General features: G+C 43.5%; 17 protein-coding genes. 8 read left to right on the plus strand and 9 right to left on the minus strand.

Features of this window, described 5'->3' with window-relative positions; translation table 11 throughout:
- Positions 1-126 precede the first annotated feature (126 nt).
- The 3 genes from bfr (JMY08_RS03660) to JMY08_RS03670 all read right to left on the minus strand — a co-directional run bounded on the left by bfr (JMY08_RS03660) (position 127) and on the right by JMY08_RS03670 (position 1,756).
- Positions 127-609: a bacterioferritin gene (bfr, locus tag JMY08_RS03660; RefSeq protein WP_194618535.1), complete on the minus strand. Its 483-nt coding sequence runs from the start codon at positions 607-609 to the stop codon at positions 127-129.
- A 61-nt stretch (positions 610-670) separates the two neighbouring features.
- Positions 671-1,159 (minus strand): bacterioferritin, encoded by a 489-nt coding sequence (gene bfr / locus JMY08_RS03665; RefSeq protein ID WP_010198016.1) that lies wholly within the window; start codon positions 1,157-1,159, stop codon positions 671-673.
- Positions 1,160-1,564: 405 nt separating this feature from the next.
- A complete protein-coding gene (locus JMY08_RS03670; RefSeq protein WP_010198018.1) occupies positions 1,565-1,756 on the minus strand; it encodes a bacterioferritin-associated ferredoxin in 192 nt (63 codons plus the stop codon).
- Positions 1,757-2,150: 394 nt separating this feature from the next.
- Here JMY08_RS03670 and JMY08_RS03675 point away from each other — a divergent pair, with 394 nt between their 5' ends.
- On the plus strand, positions 2,151-2,480 hold the full coding sequence (locus JMY08_RS03675; RefSeq protein WP_194618537.1) for an ArsR/SmtB family transcription factor: 330 nt from the start codon (positions 2,151-2,153) through the stop codon (positions 2,478-2,480).
- Positions 2,481-2,826: 346 nt separating this feature from the next.
- Here the strand turns inward: JMY08_RS03675 and JMY08_RS03680 are convergent, their stop codons facing one another.
- The 5 genes from JMY08_RS03680 to JMY08_RS03700 all read right to left on the minus strand — a co-directional run bounded on the left by JMY08_RS03680 (position 2,827) and on the right by JMY08_RS03700 (position 7,947).
- A complete protein-coding gene (locus JMY08_RS03680; protein ID WP_010198021.1) occupies positions 2,827-3,549 on the minus strand; it encodes a sulfate/molybdate ABC transporter ATP-binding protein in 723 nt (240 codons plus the stop codon).
- A gap of 109 nt (positions 3,550-3,658) precedes the next feature.
- Positions 3,659-4,594 (minus strand): sulfate ABC transporter permease subunit CysW, encoded by a 936-nt coding sequence (cysW, locus tag JMY08_RS03685; RefSeq protein ID WP_010198022.1) that lies wholly within the window; start codon positions 4,592-4,594, stop codon positions 3,659-3,661.
- A gap of 1 nt (position 4,595) precedes the next feature.
- Positions 4,596-5,480, minus strand: a complete 885-nt coding sequence (gene cysT, locus JMY08_RS03690) for a sulfate ABC transporter permease subunit CysT (RefSeq protein WP_189581940.1) — start codon at positions 5,478-5,480, stop codon at positions 4,596-4,598.
- 181 nt (positions 5,481-5,661) lie between these two features.
- Positions 5,662-6,762, minus strand: a complete 1,101-nt coding sequence (locus tag JMY08_RS03695) for a sulfate ABC transporter substrate-binding protein (protein ID WP_194618539.1) — start codon at positions 6,760-6,762, stop codon at positions 5,662-5,664.
- Positions 6,763-6,912: 150 nt separating this feature from the next.
- Positions 6,913-7,947: a sulfate ABC transporter substrate-binding protein gene (locus tag JMY08_RS03700; RefSeq protein ID WP_413786674.1), complete on the minus strand. Its 1,035-nt coding sequence runs from the start codon at positions 7,945-7,947 to the stop codon at positions 6,913-6,915.
- A gap of 345 nt (positions 7,948-8,292) precedes the next feature.
- On the opposite strand from JMY08_RS03700, the gene JMY08_RS03705 reads away from it, so the two are divergent.
- Positions 8,293-8,814, plus strand: coding sequence for a hypothetical protein (locus JMY08_RS03705; RefSeq protein WP_201590687.1), 522 nt, complete (start codon positions 8,293-8,295; stop codon positions 8,812-8,814).
- Positions 8,815-8,918: 104 nt separating this feature from the next.
- On the opposite strand, the gene sat is transcribed toward JMY08_RS03705, so the two are convergent.
- A complete protein-coding gene (gene sat, locus JMY08_RS03710; RefSeq protein ID WP_201590704.1) occupies positions 8,919-10,172 on the minus strand; it encodes a sulfate adenylyltransferase in 1,254 nt (417 codons plus the stop codon).
- 277 nt (positions 10,173-10,449) lie between these two features.
- Between sat and JMY08_RS03715 the strand changes: the two genes are divergently transcribed.
- From JMY08_RS03715 to JMY08_RS03740, 6 genes are all read left to right on the plus strand, one after another.
- Entirely contained in the window at positions 10,450-12,135 is a 1,686-nt protein-coding gene (locus JMY08_RS03715; protein WP_010198040.1) for a nitrite/sulfite reductase, read from the plus strand.
- Positions 12,128-12,724: a DUF934 domain-containing protein gene (locus JMY08_RS03720; protein WP_201590707.1), complete on the plus strand. Its 597-nt coding sequence runs from the start codon at positions 12,128-12,130 to the stop codon at positions 12,722-12,724. The genes JMY08_RS03715 and JMY08_RS03720 overlap by 8 nt, the downstream gene beginning before the upstream one ends.
- Before the next feature lie 86 nt (positions 12,725-12,810).
- Positions 12,811-13,449 (plus strand): phosphoadenosine phosphosulfate reductase family protein, encoded by a 639-nt coding sequence (locus JMY08_RS03725; RefSeq protein WP_010198043.1) that lies wholly within the window; start codon positions 12,811-12,813, stop codon positions 13,447-13,449.
- A 203-nt stretch (positions 13,450-13,652) separates the two neighbouring features.
- A complete protein-coding gene (gene cobA, locus JMY08_RS03730; protein WP_201590710.1) occupies positions 13,653-15,320 on the plus strand; it encodes a uroporphyrinogen-III C-methyltransferase in 1,668 nt (555 codons plus the stop codon).
- 168 nt (positions 15,321-15,488) lie between these two features.
- Complete coding sequence (locus JMY08_RS03735; RefSeq protein ID WP_227679581.1) at positions 15,489-17,084, plus strand: exonuclease SbcCD subunit D C-terminal domain-containing protein; 1,596 nt, start codon at positions 15,489-15,491, stop codon at positions 17,082-17,084.
- Between the two features lie 102 nt (positions 17,085-17,186).
- A complete protein-coding gene (locus JMY08_RS03740; protein ID WP_201590713.1) occupies positions 17,187-21,110 on the plus strand; it encodes an AAA family ATPase in 3,924 nt (1,307 codons plus the stop codon).
- The last annotated feature ends 13 nt before the right edge of the window (positions 21,111-21,123 follow it).

Genomic DNA, 21,123 nt, shown 5'->3' on the forward strand with positions numbered 1-21,123 from the left:
AAACTGAAGACAAATGATGTTATAAACATGCTCATAAATACCGGACACAAAAAAGCCAGTAGAGGTTTGAATGATATCAAACGCCTACTGGCTTTTTAATCGATGAAGGGCTTAAGCGATGAAGGACTAAGGCGCTTTGTCATCATCCATCTGTGATTGGATGTAGCGTTCTACACCAATGCTTTCGATCAAGTCTTCTTGTGTCTCTAGCCAGTCTTGATACTCTTCATTGCCATCTTTGAGCTTCACCAATAGCTGACGAGATACATAATCACGATGTGTCTCGCACAGAGTAATCGCATCGGTAAGAATGTCGAATTTCTGTTTTTCTAAACGCAAATTGCAATCAATAATCTCTGGCACATCTTCACCCACCAGCACTTTACCCAGTTCTTGCAAGTTCGGTAAACCATCAAGTAACAAGATACGCTCGATTAAATCGTCTGACCATTTCATCTCAGCAATTGATTGATGGTATAGCGAGTCATTCAGCGCTTCGAGACCCCAATGCCGAGCAATCCGTGCGTGCAAAAAATACTGGTTAATAGCGATTAGTGATTGACCAAGCACTTTATTGAGTGCACGGATAACGTCTTTATCCCCTTTCATAATATCTCTCCCTTTATCATTACCTAGTAAATTAAATGTCGTATAACGCTATCGATAGCTATTAAACAAGATGAGGAGATACCTCAGCCATTTGACTTTGTAGGTAATTTGGTAGACCAATCATATCGATAAGACGCAACTGCTGCTCAAGCCAATGCGCATGATCTTCTTCAGTGTCTTTTAGCTGCACAACCAACATCTCGCGAGTGACGTAATCATGTTGTTCTTCACACAGCGCAATACCGTCTTTTAGATGCTGTTGCACTTCATACTCTAGATCAAGGTCAAGCTGTAGCATTTCAGGAACGGTGCTACCAACATTGATATCGTTGACTTTCATCTTTGGCGTGCCGCCGAGCATTAGAATACGGCGAATGATAGCCTGTGCGTGTAAGGTTTCATCTTGCATCTCATGATTGATACGGTCGTATAATTTGCCGTAATGCCATTCCGCATACATCTCTGAGTGAATGAAATACTGGTCACGAGCTGCAAGCTCGCCACCTAATAGAAAATTTAAATACTCAATAACTTTTGGGCTACCTATCATCACACGCACTCCTATATTTATTCGTCTTTCAGATTACAGTAATAGTAATAATACCTGTATTGATAGCATTATCAGTAACCTGCACGGTCAAATTGAAAACAACAAAAAATCTTCTAAATCAAGATAGATATAGTAGCATATAGACGCTGTATGACTTGTAACGTTATTAACTAAGAATACGATGCTAATTGAGAATCATAATTAGCCAGCTTTTTTGAAGACGCTCAACAGGTATTTGAGCAATATAGAGAAAGTTCAGTGCGGGATATAAGCATGATAACTGCCCTACCCTTCATAACAGCTGATCTAGCTATAAAGGGTAAACAGCGATAATAGAAAAGGCGGTTGTTCGAAGGTAGGACTACTTGTCATGCGCAAGCGTAAACGGTGCTTATCTAACAATCGTTAAACGGCATAAGCTAGGACATCTAATCTAGCATGGTGTTCATCAAGATAATCGTTGACCATAGGTTCGCAGCAGCCACAGCACGTCGCAACATCAAGGGTATCTTTTAGACCGTCAAGGGTATCGATGCCAGCAGCAATAGCGGCTTTGATTTGCTTTTCTTTTACGTCATTACAGATACATACGTACATGTGCTTGCTCCTACGATGGTTACTATATGCTTTGCTGAAGTACTTAAAAATAAAGAGGTACTTAAAAATAAAGAGGTACTTAAAAATGAAGAGATATGTTTTGAACGATATAGGTTACTTGATGTTCAATACTTTATCTTGTTGGTCGTTATAATAACGATAATTATTACCATTTGCAATAGCATTGACCTATCTGTCCATCATAAATCTACTGCTATTGAATCTTGATAAAAGCTCAATTCATGTAACTGCATACACACAAACATGTAACCGAACATTTTTAACGGTATTAAATTGACGATGAAGTGTAATTTTGCTCACTTTTTAATCGATTTTATTGATAACTGCTGTTATATTGACATCCTATTAATAAAAGCTCTCTTGGGATTACCCTATGTCTGATAATAATTTTACGATACAACCTATCGAATTGTTTAAAGTTTTATCTGATCCGACACGCTTAAAAATCTTCCAAATTTTATTCAAAAAAGAGGCACTCTGTGTAGGCGCATTGGTAGAAATACTGGATCAACCGCAGCCAACCATCTCTCGCCATTTAAACCATTTGAAAAAACTGGGTATTTTAAGCTGTGTTCGCGACGGTACGTGGATGTGGTATGAAGTAGCAGATGACCTGCCTGACTGGTGCCAAGATATCTTAGACATCACTTATGAGCAAACCTCACTCGGAGACTTAGACGGTGATATGCAAAAACTTGCGTAGTGACTATTAACTCGCGTAGTTACTATTAAGTAGTTACTACTAATAAGTGATTAGGTGGTAAGCGATTAGGATAGTAGATAATTAGAAGCTATTCATTAAGCGCTACTATCTGCTGGGTTGGCCATTGTTATGCCCCTCAAGTTGACACTTATAAATAGCTTAATCCATAAAAAAAGACCTAATAATTTAGGTCTTTTTTTATTTACAAATGACAGCAACTGCACAGACTGGTTGTCTTAAACATAGCTAAAACGCGATGAGATATAGTCAAAATATCCCAAAAACGCGACGATACTGATAATATCGATATTACTTTGCACTGACTATATGACTTAAAGAAGTCTGATTATACTAAATCTAAAAAGTCGCTGACAAAAGCGTTAGCGGGATGGTGTATCAGCTCCTCTGAAGTACCTACCTGCTCGACATGACCATGATTCATCACCACAATCTCATCAGATATTGCGCGCGCCTCTTCTTGATCATGGGTCACCATGATACTGGTAATACCAAGATCATGATGAATGTCTTTTAGCCAAGTACGCAACTCTTTACGCACCTTGGCATCAAGTGCGCCAAACGGCTCATCCAGTAGTAATAACTTTGGTTTTACCGCCAGTGCTCGTGCCAGTGCAATACGTTGGCGCTGACCGCCAGATAATTGATGCGGATAAGCATTGGCAATCTGCGGCAACTGTACTAATTCTAGCAGCTCTGCCACCCGCTTATTGATATCAGCTTTGCTTGGGCGTTCGTTCTTTGGCAACAGCGTTAAGCCAAAGGCGATATTATCGGCGATATTTTTGTGGCGAAACAAGGCATAGTGCTGAAACATAAAGCCGATATGGCGTTTTTGAACCGGCGTGTTGGTAACGTCCAAATCATCAAACAATATCTGCCCCGAATCCGCATATTCAAGCCCAGCAATGATACGTAACAGTGTCGTCTTACCGCAACCAGATGGGCCTAGCAAGGTCGTCAATTTACCAGTAGGCACAGTGATATTAATATTGTCTAAGGCAGTAAAATTGCCAAAACTTTTATTAACGTTCCTAATTTCGATGCTCATAATAGTGTCTCTTATTATATCTTTTGTCTTATCGTAGCAGATTGTCTCGATTGCTGTTTTATTAGTAGCTAAATATAAGTAGCGAACTATTAACAGCTACTTGAACCATTTATAGGCTGTTATCTTCGTTCTTTGCTACGGTGGCATTGGCACTCACTGGCAGCTCAGGAGCACTTGCCAGCCGTTCAGATTTGGCAAATTTACGCTCTTGTACTTTGGTCATGACTTGTTGTATCAGTAGCGTCACTAGAGCAAGCGCAGCAAGTAAACTTGATAAGGCAAAAGCCGCGGTAAAATTATAATCATTGTAAGCAATCTCAACCAAGAGCGGCATGGTATTGGTCTCACCGCGAATATGACCCGAGACCACGCTCACGGCACCAAATTCACCCATCGCCCGCGCATTGGTTAAAATCAAACCATAGAGCAATGCCCATTTGATATTGGGCAAGGTCACATGCCAAAAAGTCTGCCAACCGGTAGCACCCAAAGTAAGCGCGGCCTGCTCTTCACTATCGCCTTGTGTCTGCATCAGCGGTATCAGCTCACGGGCCACAAAGGGAAAGGTCACAAATAGCGTTGCCAACACAATCCCTGGTACCGCATAAATCACTTGAAAGCCCATGCTCTCAAGCCAGCCACCAACGGTAGAGTTGAGTCCAAATAACAACACAAACATCAAACCGGCGACCACTGGTGACACCGAAAACGGCAAATCAAGCAAGGTTGTGACCAGCTGCTTACCTTTAAACTGATAACGCGTGACCAACCATGCAATCGCAATACCCATCACCATATTAATGGGTAACACGATAGCAGCGGTAATTAAGGTCAGCTTAATGGCTTGCAAGGCTTCTGGATCGACCAACGAGGCAATGTACAGCTGCCAACCACCTTTAAAGGCTTCGTAGAACACCGCAAATAATGGCACCACCAACATGATAACCATGAATAAGACAGCAATCGCGATAAAGGTACGTCTAATCCATGGGCTGTCTTTAGTCGCTGGATTACTTTGATAATCGTAGCTATTGGATATCTGCATCTTAGCGAGCTCCTACACGGCGCGACAGTTTCCACTGTACGATGTTGATGGTCAATAAAATCACAAATGAGATCAGCAGCATAAATAACGCCACAGCGGAGGCACCCTGAATATCAAACTGCTCAAGCTTACTGATAATAATGAGCGGTAAAATCTCAGACTGCATCGGAATGTTACCAGCGATAAAAATCACCGAGCCATACTCGCCAGTCGCACGAGCAAACATCATGCCTGCACCCATAAGTAAAGCGGGTAACAGCTCTGGTAAAATAACCTTGCGAAAAGTGGTAAAGCGATTTGCGCCTAATACCGCAGATGCCTCTTCAAACTCAACCGATAGCTCGGCCAATACGGGCTGTACTGCACGAACAATAAACGGAAAGCTGACCACCACTAAGGCGAGCCAAATACCGATAGGCGTAAAAGCCACCTGAATATCGAATTTATCGAACCATTGACCAATCAGACCATTAGGCGCGTAAAGAGTGGCAAGAGAGATACCGGTGACGGCGGTCGGTAGTGCAAAAGGCAAATCAACCAAAGCATTGATTAGGGACTTGCCCCAAAACTCATAACGCACCAGTACCCAAGCGACCAGCGTACCAAACACCATATTGGTGAGCATCGCTAAGAACGACATCCACAAGCTTAATTTTATAGCAGCGGTCACTTGCGGCTGGGTAATGGTTTCCCAAAAGCCGGTCCAGCCCATTTGCGTTGTGGTATAAGCCATCATAGCAAATGGCAGTACCACCAGTAACGATAAGCTAAAGACGGTAATGCCCATGCTCAGACCAAACCCTGGCAGCACATTGCGCTGACGCAAACGGTTCAGCCACCCTTTGTTTCGCAGGGGTTTATTGGCAGAAGATAGTGGTGCACTCATAGTAATGTCCTATTGCCTATCTGATGGTACTTATCGTAAAGACCACGTTTTATCAAATTTATTATTAGTACGCTTATGGTATAAAGGACATAGCGCGGGTGCCATGTCCTTTATATGATTGGACGTTACTTTAGAATTGCTGAGCTGGTAACGACAGTACGTTTAAAACATAGCAGATTGGCTACTGAGGGGCATTGATTGCTAACTGATCGAATACGCCGCCATCACTAAAGTAAGTGCTCATTATCTCATCCCATGACCCAAACGCATCGTTTGGACGGAAAGTTTCAACCGGTGGTAATTTGTCACCATTTTTATCAAGAACGCTTTTTACGCTAGGACGTAAGTAAAGGTCAGCAGCCAATTGCTGAGCAGGCTCGCTCCATAAGTAATCAAGATAGGCTTTTGCTGCATTAGTCGTGCCTTTCTTGTCCGTCACCGACTTAACGATCGCAACAGGGCTTTCTGATTTGATAGAGTATTTAGGATAAACGATGTCAACTTTACCCGCACCGAAATCAGTGGCGGCAAGGTTGGCTTCGTTTTCAAAGGTGACGAGTACATCACCAATACCGCGCTGAACGAAAGTCGTTGTCGCTGCACGTCCGCCATTCTCATAAACTTTTACGTTTTTAAGCATATCTTTTACGTATTTTTTCGCTGGTGCTTCTTCGTTATTAAAGGCGTGTAAACCATAACCATAAGCCCCTAAGAATGCATAGCGACCGTTACCAGTGACTTTCGGATTAGCCATCACAATCTCAAGGCCATCTTTGGTCAAATCTTCCCAATCGTTGATGCCTTTTGGATTGTCTTTACGCACCAAAAATACGATGGTGCTGGTAAATGGCACAGCATTATCTGGGAACTTGCTTTCCCAATCTGACTCAACCAACCCTTTTTTCTCAAGCAATTCAATGTCTGAGCCTTGGTTCATCGTCGCAACATCCGCTTGCAAACCATTGGCAACTGACAGTGCTTGCTTACTTGAGCCACCATGTGACTGCTTAATTAGGATAGTGTCGTTTGGGTTCTCAGCCTTATAGTGCTCAACGAACAGTGGGTTGTAGTCTTTATAAAAATCACGTGCCACATCATAAGAGACGTTCAACAGCTCGATATTTTGACCTTCTGCACTCGTGGCTGTGCCATCAGCATTGGCAGTCGTATCTGCCTGTTCACTGTTGCTACAGCCAGCAAGTCCAAGTGTCAACGCCACGCCAGCGACACTTAGAGCGCTCAGCGCTTTGTTTTTTTGTTGATAACGAGCTGCGTATGTCATAAATACCTCTGAGATGTCTGTTTTTTATGTAATGCAGGTATGCTAACAGCGCCATCTTATTATGTTTAATGATGAATATGTGTATGTTATTGCCAAAATGGAATAACTGTATTATATAGATAAAGTTATCAATTACTTAAAGGTTGCCATCTACTCTACCCGTGCCAGCTGATCGAAACGCCCGCCATCGACAAAGAATGTGTCCATGATCTGTGCCCAAGACCCGAAAACTTCGACTGGCTCAAAAGTGTCAATATCAGGTAAGGTGTCTTTGTGCGCGGCCAGCACCTGCTCATTACTAGGACGCATATACATCTGTGCCATGAGTTCTTGTGCGGGGGTATCCCATAAACCTTTAAGATAAGCGGTTGCGGCCTCAGTTTTACCGCCTTTTTCGGTGACAGCGGTCACTACGGCAACGGGGTTTTTAATAACAATTGAGTAGCTCGGATAAACGATGTCAACTTTTCCTTTTGCGAACTGCTTCACCGCCAGATGCGCTTCGTTTTCGGTAGTGATAAGTACATCACCTAGCCCGCGTTGGGTAAAGCTGGTCGTCGCTGCTCGTGCACCATTGTCGTAAGTAACGACGTTTGCCAATAGTTTCTTGATAAAGTCATCCGTTTTGGTGTGATTTTCCACGCTTTCTTTGAATTGATGCAGACCATAACCATAAGCGCCCAAAAAAGCATAACGCGCGGTACCACTGGTCTTTGGATTCGGGATGACCACGTCGACGCCGTTACGCGCCAAATCCGACCAATCTTGAATATTTTTTGGATTGCCGTTCCGTACCAGTAGCACCATAGTGCTGGTATAAGGTACCGCATTATTCGGTAGAGCTTGTTGCCAATCGGCTGCGACCAAGCCTTTTTCAACCAACAAGTTCATGTCGCTTTCTTGGTTGAAGGTCACCACATCGGCTTGCAAACCATTGGCAACCGACAAGGCTTGCTTACTTGAACCACCATGTGACTGATTGATATCGATCTTACTGTCTGGATTTTCTTTCTGATAATTCGCACTGAATAACGCGTTATAGTCTTTGTAAAAATCGCGCGACACATCGTAAGAGACGTTCAGTAAGCTGATGTCTTTTTGCGCACTGGCAGATTCGTTTTGCGTGGCTTGCGTTGGGCTACAACCTGCAATTAGCATCATCGCTGTCAATGCGCTGCCAATCATGAGGATGCGTGGTTGTACGCTTTGAGATAATGATGGGACACCAGCAATACTGCCAATGCGAGATGAGATTTTGTTGATATTAATTTGCATAAATGTTCTCTATAGTTTCGAGTTTCATATCTTTTAGTTTCGATGCGACCATTTTTTATTAAAATACTTATTATGGTCTCAATGGCTATTGCTCAGTGAATTTGGCTTTTTTAATTTAATATTGAGTATAATGAGAGCCATGCTAGCAGCTTGTTTCATGAACGCTTAGTGACAAATTAGCTTATCGAGTGAAGCACTTGGCATAAGCAGGCAGGAGCAATACCTATCATTCACTTAACCACAAGGTGCGACCATATGATTCAATACCAACTTCGCTCAGTACTTTCTATCGCGTTATTATTTGCCAGCCCTATCCTTATTAGTGTCAGCGGTTGTAGTTATAGCAATGATAACTACGGTGATAGCAACGTGAAAAGCACTGCTGTTATGCCGACACCTGCTGTGCAAAAAGTCATTGGTGACTACGCCTCAGAGAGTTATGCGGCTCGCAAGCAAGGTTATGATTGGGTAGGCATTATGGTGAGACCTGACGGAGCGACAGAGATTACTATAAAAGTGCGCGCCCGCAGTGATGTGAAAAAACCAACCTGTTATTTTGATGGTAAGGCGACCTTGCTGGGTCAGGATGATGCGCACGGCATTATTTTTCAGACCAAGATAAATAGCAGCAATGACAGCATGGCGTTCTTTCAATTTAAAGATAATACGCTGACCATTGATAGCCCAGATAAATATGCATTGAACTATTTTTGCTCAGGTGGCGGTACGCTAGCCGGAAACTATGAGAAGCTTTCGGGTGCTTTAGAGCTGAATTAATATTCAATGACGTTAATCTTTACTGTAGAAAATAAAAAAGGTGCTAGACGATAAGTCTGACACCTTTTTTATGACTGATTTTATTTATCAACGATACAAATTAATTATACGGCGGATGCACCAGTGAGCTTAACCTCAGCACGTTCCTCACGAGCGATACCGGCATAATAATTGCGCAAAATCTCTAGTACTTCAGGACGGCTAAAGTTCTCTGGCACCTCCATGTCTTCTGATAGTGCTTTACGTAGCTTAGTACCTGACACTTTGACATGCTCAGAGGCGTCATGTGGGCAAGTTTTGTCGGATGCCATCGCATTACAAGCATTACACCAGAACGTCCAGCCAATTTTTAACGGCTGAGTGATCAGATCGTCTTTGCCAACGTGCTCAAAGATAGTCTGAGCATCAAAGGCACCATAATAATCGCCAACACCAGCATGGTCACGACCAACAATCAGATGACTACAGCCATAGTTTTGACGGAATACCGCATGTAGTAACGCTTCACGAGGTCCAGCATAACGCATGTCTAGTGGATAACCCGCTTGAATCACCGTATCTTGTCTAAAGTAGTTGTCAATCAAGGTTTTGATGGCTTCTTGACGCACGTCAGCAGGAATATCACCTGGCTTGAGCGCACCTAACAATGAATGTATCAACACCCCATCACAAATCTCGATAGCAATCTTGGCAAGATATTCATGTGAGCGATGCATTGGGTTACGCGTCTGGAACGCTGCGACTGTTTTCCAGCCTTTGGCATCCAATATTTCGCGCGTCTCCGCAGGCGTTTTATAGATCTCTGGGTATAAGGCTGGGAATTCACCTTCGCTCAGCACTTCTACGCTACCTGCGATGTTGACATCACCTTGGTTTAGCACTTGCTGCACACCTGGATGCTCAGAGTCTGTCGTGGTAAATACTTGCTGGCATTCGTGTTCTTTATCAATGCTATAGGTTTCTTCAACCGTCAAGATGCCCATCACTTCACCATCTTCAGCGATCAACGCGACTTTATCACCTTTACTTAGGCTGTCGGCTGTGGCTGTTGGTGCAGATAAGGTGATTGGAATCGGCCAAAACAAGCCAGCATTCTCGCCGCTTTGTAAGCGCATGTTGTCAACCACACCCTGCCAGTCGGCTTGATTCATAAAGCCGTTTAGCGGGGTAAAGCCACCAATACCAAACATAATCAAATCGCCACGCTCACGAGAGCTTAAGGTAATCGTCGGTAATGTGCTGGCAAGTGACAAGGCTTGATCACGGGCGTCGCCAGTTAACAATAATGGCTTAAGCTCACTGCTACCATGAGGAGGGACTAGTTTTGAAGCTGCTTGATTGAGGACTGAAGATGTCATATTGATTTAAAACCTTAATAATAAATGATTATACTTAGTAAATTGGCTTAGCGAATTGGCTTATAAATAGAATACGCATAGGCTACCTAACTTTCGTTATGAAAATTTATGCTGTGTTTGGATATGGATATGTCTTAAAGGAATTTATGTTTTTTGGCACAAGCTTATATGATGTAAAGCTGAATTATTCACATTGCGATCGGCAACAAAATCTATTACACACGCAAATCATTTTCGTCGCTGCTTTTAAGTCTAAAAACAAAATTGAGATTACGTCATGTATCAATATAACTACGCTGACCAAACCTTGGTAGAGGAACGGGTCGCCCAATTTCGCGACCAAACTGAACGGTTTTTGGCCGGTGAGCTGCCAGAAGATCAGTTTTTGCCCCTGCGTTTGCAGAATGGCCTTTATATCCAACGTTATGCGCCGATGTTGCGTATTGCTATCCCTTACGGCCTGCTTGCCAGTTACCAATTGCGTAAATTGGCAGAGATTACCCGTAAATATGACAGAGGCTATGGACACTTCACGACCCGTACCAATATCCAGTTGAATTGGCCAAAGCTAGAGGAAGTTCCAGACATATTGGCAGAACTGGCATCGGTACAGATGCACGCCATTCAAACGTCGGGCAACTGTATTCGTAATACCACAACTGATCCTTACGCTGGTATTCATCAAGAAGAGATTGCAGATCCACGTCCCTATTGTGAAATTATTCGTCAGTGGTCAACCTTTCATCCTGAGTTTGCCTTTTTGCCGCGTAAATTTAAGATTGCTGTTATTGGTACAGCCAATGACCGCGCGGCGACGCAAGTGCATGATGTGGGACTACACCTAAAAACCAATGAGGCAGGCGAGATTGGTTTTGAAGTATTGGTTGGCGGTGGTCTTGGTCGCACACCAGTGATTGGTAAAGTGATTAACGAATTCTTACCGCGTCAGCATCTGCTCAGTTATCTAGATGCTATCTTGCGTGTTTATAACCTGCATGGTCGCCGCGATAATAAATTTAAAGCCCGTATTAAAATATTGGTGGAGAGCATGGGCGGTCCTGCCTTTGCCAAATTGGTCGATGCAGAGTGGGAAGCGCATACCAAAGATGGCGCGCTGACCTTAACAGACGAGAATTTTGCCACTGCCAGCAGTTTCTTTAGCGAGCCTGATTATGTTGCCTTCGACGCTCTGCAAGCACAGTCTGATTTGCAGCAGCAACTCAATGCCGATAAAGACTTTGCCAATTGGTACAATCAAAATACGGTCGCGCATAAAGTGTCGGGCTACCGTGCCGTTGTTATTTCTTTAAAAGCAGGGTTGGTCGACGGAAGCTATGTGCCTTCGGGCGATGTCAACGAGCAGCAAATGGATGCCCTCGCTGACTTATCAGATAAATATAGCTTTGGGGAGTTACGCGGTACTTATCAGCAAAATTTGGTGTTTGCTGATGTGCAAACCAATCATCTGTATGAGCTATGGCAACAGCTGACTGAGCTTAATTTAGCGCGTGCCAATATAAACACCTTAACAGACATGATTGTCTGCCCAGGTTGGGATTATTGCTCGCTTGCCAATGCCACGACTTACAATATCGCTGAGCAAATCGAGAAACAGTTTGATGATCTCGACTACCTTTATGACTTGGGTGAGATTCGTCTAAACATGTCCGGCTGTATGAACGCTTGTGCGCACCATCATACGGGTGATATCGGTATCCTTGGTGTCGATAAAAAAGGCGAACATTGGTATCAGATTAGTTTGGGTGGTAACTCAAGCAGTGATGCCAAAATCGGCAAGATATTGGGCAAAGCAGTGCCAGCTGATGATGTCGCTACTACTCTACAAAAGATTTTGGACGTTTATCTAGAGCTGCGTGCTAGTAATGACAATGACGTAGAACTCTTTACTGATTTGGTCGATCGCGTCGGTATCGCTCCATTTAAGGAGAAGGTCTATGGGTAATCATCATGTACTAAATAGTGATGGTGTCGATATCAGTCAGACTGATACTTGGCATGCGCTTACCACCAATGAGATACCAGATGGTATCGCTCTCACAGAGATATCGCTGCTCGAGACCTTACAAAAGCAAGAGAAGCTCGACGTTGTCCTACCACTTGCAGACTTGTTAGATGCTAAAGGCACGCTCGCTGGTGGACTATTGCAGCAAGTATATGAGCTGTTGGGCGAGCATACTAGCCGTCTTGGTGTTTGGATTACTTCAGACACTGATACTGATGCGCTGGCAGGATTGACAGACTTTTTGTTAAAGCAAGATTTGATTGTGATTCATGTACCAGCCTTTACTGATGGGCGTGGTTTTAGTTTCGCACAGACGCTACGTCAGCTCGATTTTCAAGGCGAGATTCGTATGGCAGGCAAGTTTGGCCGTGACCAAATTGCGTATCTACTGCGTGCGGGTGCCGACACTTTTGTACTTAGCGAGCACGATATGCAGTCTATCTCTGATATCAGTCAAGCATTCAATGCGCTTGCCAGCAGTTATGATGGTCGCAACGCTGCCGACTTGCCGATGTTTTCGGGCGCTTAATATTGCTATTCAGTAGCCATTATTTACTTTTAAATATTTTGTTTATTTAACCATTTTTTATATTAACAACAATTAAGGAACGTATTATGAGTCAATTACACCCAAATCTAGACCTTGACCAAGCCAACCAAGCGCTACAAGGTAAATCACCAGAAGAAATCGTAGCATGGGCATTGCAGCAAGCTAAAAACCCAATTATCACGACGAACTTCCGTCCTTATGAATCTGCTATTTTGCATTTGGTCGCCAAGCAACGTCCTGATATTACCGTATTATGGGTAGATTCTGGCTATAACACCGATGCCACTTATCGTTTTGCTAATAAAGTCATTAAAGACTTAGGTCTAAATGTCATTACATATATTCCTAAACAAACGGCTGCCCATCGTGACGCCACTATGAATGGCATTCCAGGGATTGATAATCCACAGCATGACGAATTCACTGAACAAGTGAAGCTTGAGCCGTTCCGCCGCGCACTAGATGAGCTAAAGCCTGATGTTTGGTTCAATGCCATTCGTAAAGATCAAACCGAATTCCGCCAAGGCCTTGATGTGCTAAGTCTATCAAAAGATGGCGTGCTAAAAGTAGCACCGTTGTTTGAAAAAACAGATGCAGACTTGGATGTTTATTTAGACGAGCACAAACTACCTAACGAGCATGACTACTTTGATCCAACGAAAGTAGAAGAGAGCCGTGAGTGTGGCTTGCATACGCAGCTGTAATATCGACTGATTTTAGTTAAGCAAAAGCCCTCTCATAAACGAGAGGGCTTTTTACATTCTGTATGGCTATTCCCTTTTCAATTAAAAACCACCTTTAACATGTCAAAAACGAATATACTAATGCCAATACACTAAGTGAGACGTCGCACGCGATACCTCATAATGAGGGTATATTTTACATTGAATAAATTGCTGGTGATGCTATGAACACCTTTCCGCTATTTTTTAAATTAGAAGACCGCAAAGTGCTGATCGTCGGTGGCGGCGATGTGGCGCTACGTAAGGCTGACTTGCTCAGCCGTGCTGGGGCTTGTATCACGGTACTGGCACCAACCATTATGGCTGAGATACAAGCATTGCTATCTGATAGCAAGCACCAACTCATCTATGAAAACTATCATAAAACCTATATGACAGGCGCGCGTGTCATTATCGCGGCGACGGATGATGAAACGCTCAATCATCAAATTCATGCCGATGCTACCGAGATTAATATTCCCGTAAACGTGGTCGATACCCCGCCTTTGTGTGATTTTATTTTTCCTGCCATCGTCGATCGCAATCCCATTGTGATAGGTATTTCTTCGAATGGTAAAGCGCCTGTGCTGGCACGTCTGTTGCGTGCGCGTCTTGAGACATTAATACCCCAAGGCTACGGCAAACTTGCCAAGCTGGCAGGCGATTTTCGTACTGAGGTAAAAAGCAAAATCCCAACCTTGACAGGTCGTCGGCAGTTTTGGGAGCGTGCTTTTGAAGGTCAAGTCAGTGAGCTGATGTTTGCGGGTAATGAAACCCAAGCGGCCGCCCAATTAAAAGCCGACTTGGACGAGACGGCTGCCAAAATTGATAGAACCAGCAATGCAGACACTCAAATTCCACAAACAGCGATATCAGTGACGGATTCAAAAGATCAGTCACAACAACATCCTGAACATTCAGCTGCATCGTCTGAGCAAACGCCTATCGGTGAAGTCTATATCGTCGGTGCAGGCCCGGGTGATCCAGAGCTGCTTACCTTTAAAGCGCTACGTTTAATGCAGCAAGCCGATATTGTCTATTATGATGCACTGGTATCACCGCAAGTATTGGATCTATGTCGCCGTGATGCTGATAAAGTATTTGTCGGTAAAAAACGTAGCAACCACGCCGTCGCTCAGCTTGGTATCAATGAGCTGTTGGTCAATAGTGCGAAAGAAGGTCGCCGTGTGGTACGGCTAAAAGGTGGTGATCCCTTTATCTTTGGACGTGGCGGTGAAGAAATTGAAAGCCTGCGCGCCCATGGCGTCCCGTATCAAGTCGTCCCCGGTATCACCGCTGCCAATGCTGCCGCAAGTTACGCTGGTATTCCGCTTACCCACCGTGATCACTCGCAGTCAGTACGTTTTGTCACTGGCTTCTTAAAGGCTGGCGCGCCCAATAGCAACTTTAAGAGCTTTTTAAATACGGATGAAACCGTGGTGTTTTATATGGGTTTGCATTCGCTGCCGCGTTTGACTGAAGGCTTGATTGAGGCAGGACGCAATGCCAATACGCCAATCGCTATCATATCCAACGCCAGTATGCCAAACCAGCAGGTATTGACGGGGACGCTAGCAACCATTGTCGCTCAACAAGAAAAAGCGCAACTGCCAACGCCAGCCTTACTGATCATGGGTGATGTGGTCGCGCTACATCATGATTTGGCTTGGTATAATTTACAGAATCAGCAGCACAATCAAAACGTCAGTGACACCGCAAATAATTGGTTGCGTGGCGGTACAGCTGCGACACCTAAAGAAACAAGCTTGCAGCAGCAAGCACATGCCCTATCAATGGTGGCCAATCTAGCAACGCAGCAAGAAGATGGACTCGAGAAACTGGTTATTGATTAGTGACTCTCCTCAACTAAATCGACAACTTAATCGATAGCCACCTAAAGGGGCTAACCAAAATAAAACCCTATCAATGATATTTGGTAGGGTTTTATTTTGGCAGCAGAGCAAACAGCAATAATTCTTGCTAGAATGAAGGCTGTCTCTTATTCATTATTAAGCTCAACTATGTCCACACTTGCCGATACCAAATCTATGCCTATTAAACCTCTCACTATACTCCATACCTCTGATTGGCATTTGGGACGACGGCTTTATGGTCGCATGCGTTATGAGGAATTTGAGGCATTTTTAAGTTGGCTTGAAGAGACGATTAGCGCGCAAAAAGTCGATGTATTAATCGTTGCTGGTGATATCTTTGATACCATGACGCCAAGTAATAGAGCCCAAGCATTGTATTTTGAGTTTTTGGGTAGAGTTTCAAAATCCTGCTGTCAGCACGTAGTGATAGTTGCGGGCAATCACGACTCCCCTACTTTTTTAGATGCACCCAGTCAGGTGCTTAAGTTTTTAAACGTCCATGTCATTGGTACGGCCTGTGACGACTTAACCGACGAAGTATTGGTTTTGAATGACGTAGATGGTACACCTCATTGTATTATCGCCGCTGTCCCTTATTTGCGCGACCGCGATGTGCGTAGCAGTAGTGCTGGCGAGTCAGCAGATAGCAAAGACGCAAACGTTATCAAAGGCATTCGCGCCCATTATGATGAAGTCGCTAGCATTGCCAAAGCTCAGCAGGCTAAATTAGCCGAAGCAAACCAGCGTCACATTCCTATCATCGCGACAGGGCATTTATTTGCGGCTGGTGGCACTACTACTGATGATGATGGCGTACGTGAGCTGTATGTGGGAAGCTTGGGCAAAATATCCGCCGATATGTTCGATGAATGCTTTGATTATGTCGCACTTGGTCACTTGCATGTGCCGCAGCGTGTCGGTGGGCGTGAGAGTATTCGCTATTCAGGCTCGCCTATCGCGATGGGTTTTGGAGAGGCTCGCCAGCAAAAACAGGTATTGCTGGTAAAATTTGGCGAAGCTTCAAAGCAGGTTACTGATGAGACTTCACCGTCAAAGGCAATTGATGAAGTTATAAGTTTTCAGGCGACAGAAACGGTAGCGCCTATCGAGAAATCCGTAGAGAAACTCTCTAAAAAAGCAGCCGCTCAATCAACTGAATTTATGGACGACTTGTTTGGCTTTGGTGACTCGGCAGACAGCGAAGCGATTACGCCAAACGCCTTTGACGACTCAATTTCTAGTCAAGTAAACGCTATACAGAGTAACCACTCTAAAAACAATTCCATATTAGTCTCTAACCTACTACATTATGACGAATCACGTCAGATGCAGGTCATCTCTCTACCCATCCCAAAATTTCAAAAGTTAGCACAAGTCTCAGGTGATCTAGACGTTATTCAGCAGACTATCGATAAAACCATCCAATCTCTCGATGCAACAGAGTCCGTTTGGCTGGAAGTTATTTATACAGGTAATGAGGTGGTCAGTGAGCTGCGCGATCATATTCAGTCAATGGTAGACGGCTCGTCCTGTGAGGTGTTAAAAATAAAAAATACTCATACTTATAATAAAGTCCTCAATCAACAGCAGATTTCTGAGACGCTCCAAGATTTAAATGAGCAAGAGGTATTTGAGCGTTGCTTAGTCGCTCATAGTGTCCCTGATGAGCAAAAATCAATCTTGCGTGATGCTTATGAGCAAATCGTTTATAACCTTCGTCATGAAGACACACAAGCCGAATAATAGCAGCTTATTATAGAGACAATTGATAGCTTCTTAATTTCTCACTACTATTTCTCATCACTGCCATTTTCTCACTACTCTATATAAAAATAAGACCTGCCCATGCGACTGATTGAACTGCGACTCAAAAACCTGAACTCCCTAAAAGGCGAATGGCACATTGACTTTAGTGACCCCGCTTTTCTTAATGAAGGTATCTTTGCCATTACTGGGCAGACGGGCGCTGGCAAGACGACCATCTTGGATGCGATTTGCTTAGCACTATATAGCCAAACGCCAAGATTGGGTGATATTACAGGTTCGACAAACGAGATCATGACTCAGGGTACAGGTGAATGCTCGGCTGAAGTCATCATCGAGATTGACTCAAAACGCTATCAATGCTCGTGGTATCAACATCGTGCTCACAAAAAAGCCAAAGGCAACTTATTGCCGATCAAGCATGAAATCAGCGAGGTCGAGACTGGCAAGATTTTAGAAGAAAAAAAATCTAAAACATCGGTCTATATCCAAGACCTTATCGGTATGGACTTTAGTCAATTTACCCGATCTATTATGCTAGCACAGGGCAGTTTTGCAGCGTTTTTAAAGTCTGATATTGGTGATAGAGCCGCCATTTTAGAGAAAATAACGGGCACTGCCATCTATGCCAAAATATCATTAAATGTGCATGAAAAGAAACGCTCTGAAGAAGAGGTGCTGAGCAATCTCCAAGCAGGCGTCAACAGCTTGTCTTTACTAAGTATCGAAGATGAACAACTGCTAATTGCAGCGTTAGAAGATCTTAATCAACAGCAAAGCACACAACGAAAAACCTTTAAAACACTAAGCGAGCAACTACAGTGGCTAGACAACGTTCAGCAGTTACAGCAGAGTCTGTCTGTTTATCAAACTGAATTTTCAACAGCGCAGCAGGCACAGCAAGACTTCACTCCTGAAGCGCTGCGCTTAGACATTGCCAGCAAAGCATTGGAGATTGACAGCCAATTTCGAGAGCTGAGTCATAGCCGTGACACGGTTAAACGGCTAGGTATTGAACAACAGGAACTGCTTGATAAGCTTCCGGTACAGCAAGAAGCACTGACCCAGACTACGGCTCAGTTAGACGATGCCAACACTGTTGAAAAGCAAGCCACAGAACGCCTTCAAACGACCTTGCCAGTCATTGCCAAGACACGTGAGTTGGATGCCGATATAAAACAGTTATCACAGTCTCTAGTAGACGATAATCAGCGTAAAGATGTACTAGCAAGTAATGCTCACAAATTACGTCAAGAAATCGCTAACCACAAACAAACAGAGCAAGTGACCAAAACTCAGCTTAGCACTATAGAAAAGTGTTTTAATGACAACCAAGAATTAAACGACCTCGATACGGATATAGCAACCTTTGATAATAACTGTAGTCGACTAAAAGGGCTGCTACAAGACAATGTCCACTTAACAGAAGACAGTCTTGCGCTTAATCATCAATCCAAACAACTCAAGGCTGAATGTGATCAGTTATCTGAGCGGCAATCCGCGGATAAACTGAAGGTAATACAACAACGTGAACAATTGACTCACTTGCAACAGCAACAATCGGCACTGCTCCAAAATCAATCAATCGCTAGTATGCGTAGCGAACAAGAGCAAATCGATCATATTAGCAATCAAATTTCGCAAGCCAGCTTTAAGCTAAAGCAGTTGTCCGAGATTGTTGGCCAAATCACAAAGACCACTCTCTCGCTACCGACGCTAAATAATGAGTTAACAACATTAGAAGGTTTGCTGGCTAGCCATCAATCAGACATTCAAGATGCCAAAATCAAACGACAAGAAAAGCTGACACATTTAACCCTACTACAAAAAGTCGCTAAGCTTGAAGATTATATAACAGAACTAGAAGATGGTTTGCCCTGCCCGCTTTGCGGTGCACATGAGCACCCTTACGGCAAACAGCATCCATTATTAGACAACAATTATACTAACGACACCAACGACACTAGCAACCAAAATCAACCGTCTCAAATAAAGCAAACCCAGCAGCAACTGGCTGAATTAGAAACCCGTATCGAGAGTCTTGAGCAGGCTTTATCGGGCTACCATATCGAATATGCCACAAAGCAAGAAACGCTTAACAACCAGCAGCAGCGACTAGCACCACTACAGCAGCAATCCAAAACCTTAGGCAGTGATATTCAGGGTTACATATCGTCGCTGTTGAATAGCGACCATCGTTATTCTGAGTCGATTGTAGCTATTATCACGCCATTGGCGAAAATGAGTGACGGCATTAATACCGATATTTCGGATGTTGAGCAGTGCGTATTTTTATTAGATACCGTTGAACAGCAGCTTATTGAACAAAAGCAGTCCATTAAGATGACATTGCTTCATTATGACGAGCTGACTGAGAAAGCATCCACCCTCCGTACTGCTATCGAACATGACGAAAAACAGCAGCAGGCACTGATCAGCAATATCAATAACTTAACAACTGACATCACGCTTCACGCGCAGAAAATTGAAGGTATCGAAGGTAGGGTTATGGCTAACTTCTCTGAGCTAGCGCCCGCTATGACAACAATTTCATCTTTAGTGCGCAAATACCCTGTAGATAAATATAAGAATGATTTCAGTATCGATTTTGAGTCAACAGTCATTCAAGACGTACTTGGGCAACTGGATGACAGTATCGATCAGCACACTGTGCTCGATAACGCAGACTATGACCGTCATATAGATGTATTGCGTCAACAGCGTAGCGCGCTTAATCAGTTAAAACAAAAATTTAATGAGAAAAAAGACAGCCAACAGCAACTCACCAATACGTTAAGCAGCTTGGCTGCGCAGATTGAGACTAAGCAAGATCAGCTTACCAACGATGAATTAGCTTTCGCAAAACTAACAAACTTCATTACCAATAAAACCAATAATATTGAAAAACTAAATCACTCTAGAATAGAGATTTTTTCAGATAAAAATCCAGACTACGAAGAGACGCAATTACGCAGTACTATTGATGAGGCTAAAGCCAAGCAAGTAGTAGCACAAAGGCGGTTAGATTCGGTGCAGCAAGCATTAGAGCAATTAACGACTAGAAAGCAACAGCTAGAGATGGAGCGACAGTCTGCCACTGTCATGATGGGTAATAAGCAACAAACCTTTACTGATTCACTCGCAGAGTCGCAGTTCACGGATGAGTCAGAATTTATCAATGCACGCCTGCCTAAAGAAGAGCGAGAAGCCCTACATATACGTAAATTGGCGATTGATAATGCGTTATATCAAGCTAAGTTACAGTTGGATGTGACTCAGCAAGCGTTAGAGCAAAAGCTTGCCACCCCTATGACCGAGGAAAACCGAGACACACTTGCTGAGCAGTATCACCAGATTCAGACGGAGATTGATCAGTTAAGTCAGAAAATCGGGGCTATTGATCAAAAGCTCACAGACAATCACAACCAAAAAGGACAACAAGTAGCTCAGCTTTTTGCTATCAATGCACAGAAACAAAAGCTGCAAGTTTGGCAACAGCTCCACATTTTAATTGGTTCGGCTGACGGCAAAAAATACCGTACCTTTGCCCAAGGCTTAACGTTTGAGGTCATGATTAGCCATGCCAATAGCCAATTACAAAAGATGAGTGATCGCTATTTGCTGATTCATGACGATAACAATCCGCTTGAGCTAAATGTCATCGATAACTACCAAGGCGGTGATATTCGCAGTACTAAAAATCTATCCGGCGGTGAAGGTTTTATTATCAGCTTGGCACTCGCACTAGGACTATCACAAATGGCCAGTCACAATATTCGCGTAGATTCGCTGTTTTTGGATGAAGGCTTTGGCACACTTGATGAAGAGTCACTTGATATTGCACTCGATACCTTAACCAGCCTACAACAAGAAGGTAAATTGATCGGTATTATCTCGCATGTACAGGCATTAAAAGATCGTATTCTCACTCAAATTAAGGTTGAAAAACTTTCAGGAGGATTCAGTCAGATATCTGGTCAAGGTTGTCAGAAGGTGCTAAGTTAACGCCGTTATTAAA

This window comes from Psychrobacter sp. Pi2-51, from assembly GCF_904846665.1.
In the GTDB taxonomy this organism is placed as follows: Bacteria; Pseudomonadota; Gammaproteobacteria; order Pseudomonadales; family Moraxellaceae; genus Psychrobacter; species Psychrobacter glaciei.

Excerpts from the sequence above, each read along its gene's own strand:
- bfr (WP_194618535.1), bottom strand. The coding sequence starts at position 609 with ATGAAAGGGGATAAAGACGTTATCCGTGCACTCAATAAAGTGCTTGGT.
- bfr (WP_010198016.1), bottom strand. The coding sequence starts at position 1,159 with ATGATAGGTAGCCCAAAAGTTATTGAGTATTTAAATTTTCTATTAGGT.
- JMY08_RS03670 (WP_010198018.1), bottom strand. The coding sequence starts at position 1,756 with ATGTACGTATGTATCTGTAATGACGTAAAAGAAAAGCAAATCAAAGCC.
- JMY08_RS03675 (WP_194618537.1), top strand. The coding sequence starts at position 2,151 with ATGTCTGATAATAATTTTACGATACAACCTATCGAATTGTTTAAAGTT.
- JMY08_RS03680 (WP_010198021.1), bottom strand. The coding sequence starts at position 3,549 with ATGAGCATCGAAATTAGGAACGTTAATAAAAGTTTTGGCAATTTTACT.
- cysW (WP_010198022.1), bottom strand. The coding sequence starts at position 4,594 with ATGCAGATATCCAATAGCTACGATTATCAAAGTAATCCAGCGACTAAA.
- cysT (WP_189581940.1), bottom strand. The coding sequence starts at position 5,480 with ATGAGTGCACCACTATCTTCTGCCAATAAACCCCTGCGAAACAAAGGG.
- JMY08_RS03695 (WP_194618539.1), bottom strand. The coding sequence starts at position 6,762 with ATGACATACGCAGCTCGTTATCAACAAAAAAACAAAGCGCTGAGCGCT.
- JMY08_RS03700 (WP_413786674.1), bottom strand. The coding sequence starts at position 7,947 with ATGATTGGCAGCGCATTGACAGCGATGATGCTAATTGCAGGTTGTAGC.
- JMY08_RS03705 (WP_201590687.1), top strand. The coding sequence starts at position 8,293 with ATGATTCAATACCAACTTCGCTCAGTACTTTCTATCGCGTTATTATTT.
- sat (WP_201590704.1), bottom strand. The coding sequence starts at position 10,172 with ATGACATCTTCAGTCCTCAATCAAGCAGCTTCAAAACTAGTCCCTCCT.
- JMY08_RS03715 (WP_010198040.1), top strand. The coding sequence starts at position 10,450 with ATGTATCAATATAACTACGCTGACCAAACCTTGGTAGAGGAACGGGTC.
- JMY08_RS03720 (WP_201590707.1), top strand. The coding sequence starts at position 12,128 with ATGGGTAATCATCATGTACTAAATAGTGATGGTGTCGATATCAGTCAG.
- JMY08_RS03725 (WP_010198043.1), top strand. The coding sequence starts at position 12,811 with ATGAGTCAATTACACCCAAATCTAGACCTTGACCAAGCCAACCAAGCG.
- cobA (WP_201590710.1), top strand. The coding sequence starts at position 13,653 with ATGAACACCTTTCCGCTATTTTTTAAATTAGAAGACCGCAAAGTGCTG.
- JMY08_RS03735 (WP_227679581.1), top strand. The coding sequence starts at position 15,489 with ATGTCCACACTTGCCGATACCAAATCTATGCCTATTAAACCTCTCACT.
- JMY08_RS03740 (WP_201590713.1), top strand. The coding sequence starts at position 17,187 with ATGCGACTGATTGAACTGCGACTCAAAAACCTGAACTCCCTAAAAGGC.